Annotated in this window: 5 protein-coding genes; all 5 read left to right on the top strand. The window is 66.2% G+C overall.

Features of this window, described 5'->3' with window-relative positions; translation table 11 throughout:
• Positions 1-522, top strand: a 522-nt coding sequence (locus B2U11_RS09665) for a helix-turn-helix domain-containing protein (protein WP_292071383.1), incomplete at its 5' end; no start/stop codon positions are given.
• A complete protein-coding gene (locus tag B2U11_RS09660) occupies positions 522-1,385 on the top strand; it encodes a D-amino-acid transaminase (RefSeq protein WP_292071382.1) in 864 nt (287 codons plus the stop codon). The genes B2U11_RS09665 and B2U11_RS09660, both read left to right, overlap by 1 nt.
• A gap of 104 nt (positions 1,386-1,489) precedes the next feature.
• Complete coding sequence (gene hfq, locus B2U11_RS09655) at positions 1,490-1,735, top strand: RNA chaperone Hfq (RefSeq protein ID WP_201216158.1); 246 nt, start codon at positions 1,490-1,492, stop codon at positions 1,733-1,735.
• Entirely contained in the window at positions 1,736-3,049 is a 1,314-nt protein-coding gene (hflX, locus tag B2U11_RS09650; RefSeq protein ID WP_292071381.1) for a GTPase HflX, read from the top strand. It begins immediately after the preceding gene.
• 3 nt (positions 3,050-3,052) lie between these two features.
• Positions 3,053-3,635: cation:proton antiporter (locus B2U11_RS09645; RefSeq protein ID WP_292071380.1), on the top strand; the 583-nt coding region annotated here is incomplete at its 3' end.

Genomic DNA, 3,635 nt, shown 5'->3' with positions numbered 1-3,635 from the left:
CGCGAAGACCTGTTCCACCGGCTGAACGTCGTGCCGATCCGCGTCCCGGCCCTGTCGGAACGCCGCGAGGACATCGCCGAACTGGTGGAGTACTTCGTGGAGACCATCAGCGCCTCCCAGGGCTTGCCCCGGCGCGTGGTCGGCGACGACGCGGTGGCCGTCCTTCAGGTCCATCCCTGGCCGGGCAACATCCGGCAACTGAGAAATAATATCGAACGGCTGCTGATCCTTGCCACGGGCGATCCGGGCGAACCGATCACCGCCGACATGCTGCCTCAGGAGGTGGCGACGTCGAACGGGTCGGCCGGGTCGCTGGGCGCCGAACGCACCATCGCCCTGCCGCTGCGCGAGGCGCGCGAGGTTTTCGAGCGCGAATACCTGGCCGCCCAGATCATGCGCTTCGGGGGCAATATCTCTCGCACCGCGGCCTTCATCGGCATGGAGCGGTCCGCGCTGCACAGAAAGCTGAAGTCGCTGGGCGTGTCCCCCGCCCGCGGCGGAGAAGAGGAAGAGACCGCCTGATGTCCCGCGTCGCCTACGTCAATGGATCCTATAGCCCGCACGGCCAGGCCGTCGTGCACATCGAGGATCGCGGCTTCCAGTTCGCCGACGGCGTCTATGAGGTCTGGTCGGTGTTCGACGGCAAGATGGCCGACTTCGAAGGCCATATGACGCGCCTGCACCGCAGCCTGAACGAACTGCGAATCGACATTCCCATGTCGGCCGCCGCCCTGACCCAGGTGCTACGCGAGACGATCCGGCGCAACCGGGTGGTAAACGGCATCGTCTATCTTCAGGTCACGCGCGGCACCGCCCGGCGCGATCATCCATTTCCGGCGCCCGGCACGCCGCCCAGCGTGGTCGTGACCGCCAAGTCCATTCCCCTGGCGCGGAGCGAGGCCCAAGCCAGGAAGGGCGTCGCCGTCCTGACCCAACCCGACATTCGCTGGGGCCGCTGCGACATCAAGACAGTCGGTCTTCTGCCCAACATCCTGGCCAAGCAGGCGGCCCGCGAAGCCGGGGCCTACGAGGCCTGGATGGTCGATGAAATGGGGCTGGTCACGGAGGGCTCTTCCACCAACGCCTGGATCGTCGACGAAAACGGCAAGCTGCGCACCCGCGACACCCAGGCCAACATCCTGAAAGGCTGCACCCGCACGACCTTGATGGAGCTTATCAAGGAGCACGGCGTCGAACTGGACGAGCGCCCGTTCAGCGTCGAGGAGGCCAAGCGGGCGCGCGAGGCCTTCTTCACCGCCGCCGGCGCCTTTGTCACCCCGGCGGTGTCGATCGACGGGACCAAGATCGGCGACGGCAAGCCGGGGCCGATCACCAGGCGCCTGCGCCAGCTCTATCTTGAACAGGCGCGTAGAGACGCCATTTAGGGCGTTGCCCCGGCGGGGAGGCGCCGTTTAAGGTCCTCCCGGCCCTTCCGGCCCCGCGCCGCTCCCATACGGCGACGAACAACCAAGAACAGGACCAACCTGCCATGTCGCAAGACAAACGCCAGAACCTTCAGGACACCTTTCTCAACTCGGTCCGCAAGACCAAGACGCCGCTGACGATCTTTCTGGTCAACGGGGTCAAGCTGCAGGGCATCGTGACCTGGTTCGACAACTTCTGTGTGCTGCTGCGCCGCGATGGACAATCGCAACTGGTCTATAAGCACGCCATCTCCACCATTATGCCCTCGGCGCCCGTGCAGTTGTATGAGCCCGAGGCCGAAGAAGACTGATTGACCCAAAAACTCATTGATCACGCCGCCCCGGTTCAGAAGGCGGTTGTCATCCACCCCGACGGTCGGTCGGAGTCGCCCCGCCTGGCCGAGGAAAGGCTGGAGGAGGCCGTCGGCCTGTCGCGCGCGCTCGACCTGGACATCCGGGGCGAGGAGATCGTGCGCATCCGCAAGGTGACGCCGGCAACCCTGTTCGGCGCCGGCAAGGTGGACGAACTGGCCGCCCTGATGCGCGCCGCCGACGCCGATGTCGCCATCATCGATGACGCCCTGACGCCAGTGCAGCAACGCAATCTGGAAAAGGCGTGGGAGGTGAAGGTCATCGACCGCACCGGCCTGATCCTGGAAATCTTCGGGCGTCGCGCGCGGACCAAGGAAGGCCGGCTTCAGGTGGAGTTGGCGCGACTGGACTACGAACGCTCACGCCTGGTTCGCACCTGGACCCACCTGGAGCGCCAGCGCGGCGGCACCGGGTCGACCGGCGGACCCGGCGAAACCCAGATCGAGCTGGACCGGCGACTGATCGCCGACCGCATCGTCAAGTTGAAGGCCGAACTGGAAGAGGTGCGCCGCACCCGCGGCCTGCATCGCAAGCAGCGCCAGAAGGTCCCGTTCCCGACCGTGGCCCTGGTCGGTTACACCAACGCGGGCAAGTCGACCCTGTTCAACCGGCTGACCGGCTCGGAGGTGTTCGCCAAGGACCTGCTGTTTGCGACCCTGGACACGACCCAACGCACCATTCGCCTGCCGCAGGGACGGCCGGCCATCATCGCCGACACCGTAGGGTTCATTTCGGACCTTCCGCATGAACTGGTCGAGAGCTTCCGCGCGACCCTTGAGGAGGTGGGCGAGGCCGATTTGATCCTGCACGTGCGCGACATCGCCTCGCCCGACACGGACGCCCAGGCCGCCGACGTCGAGGCGGTGCTGGAGCAGATCGAGATTCCCGAAGGCAAGACGCGTCGGGTGCTGGAGGTCTGGAACAAGATCGACCTGCTGGACGCCGACGCGCGTGAAGCGGTGCTGGGGCAGGCGGAACGTCAGCAGCGGGACGGAACGGCGGTCGCGGTTTCGGCCTGGACCGGCGAGGGCGTCGAAGGGCTGCGCGAAACCATTGCGCGACTGATCGACGACGATCCTGAGACGCGCGTGACGCTGGCGCCGGATCAGGGCGAGGCGCTGGCCTGGCTGTACGAACACGGACGTGTGACGGATCGCGAAACGGACGAACTTGGCCGTACTCGTGTCACCGTGCGACTGCATCCTGCGGCGCTCGGCCGATTCGAGCGGCTGTATCCTGACCTTGCCGGCTGACCCATGCATCTGATCGAGACCGTCCTGCTGCTGCTCCTGGCCGTGGTGGTCTCTGGTTCTATCGCACGCATCACGCGCATCGCCCTGCCTTTGGTCCAGATCGGGCTGGGCGCCGTCATCGTCCTGGTGACCGGCGTCACGGTCGACCTGGAGCCGGACATCTTCTTCCTGCTGTTCCTGCCGCCGCTGCTGTTCCTGGATGGATGGCGGATACCCAAGGAAGACCTGTTCCGCGACCGCGCGATCATCCTGGAGCTTGCGCTCGGTCTCGTGATTTTCACGGTCATCGGACTGGGGTTCCTGATGTGGTGGATGATCCCTGAGATGCCGCTGGCGGTGGCCTTCGCCTTGGCCGCCATCCTGTCCCCGACCGACCCCATCGCGGTACAGGCCATTGCGGCGCGCGCGCCGATCCCCAAGCGGTTGATGCATATTCTGGAAGGCGAGTCGTTGCTGAACGACGCCACCGGTCTGACCTGCATGCGGCTGGCGGTCGCTGCGGCCACCACTGGCGCCTTCGTCCTGCAGGAAGCGGTGGCGAACTTCGCCTGGCTGGCCTTGGCCGGCGTGGCGGCCGGCGTCGCCG

Source organism: Brevundimonas sp. UBA7534 (assembly GCF_002479325.1).
Taxonomy (GTDB): Bacteria; Pseudomonadota; Alphaproteobacteria; order Caulobacterales; family Caulobacteraceae; genus Brevundimonas.
The sequence above is the reverse complement of the archived record's forward strand: the minus strand, read 5'-3'. Positions and strand labels throughout refer to the sequence as shown.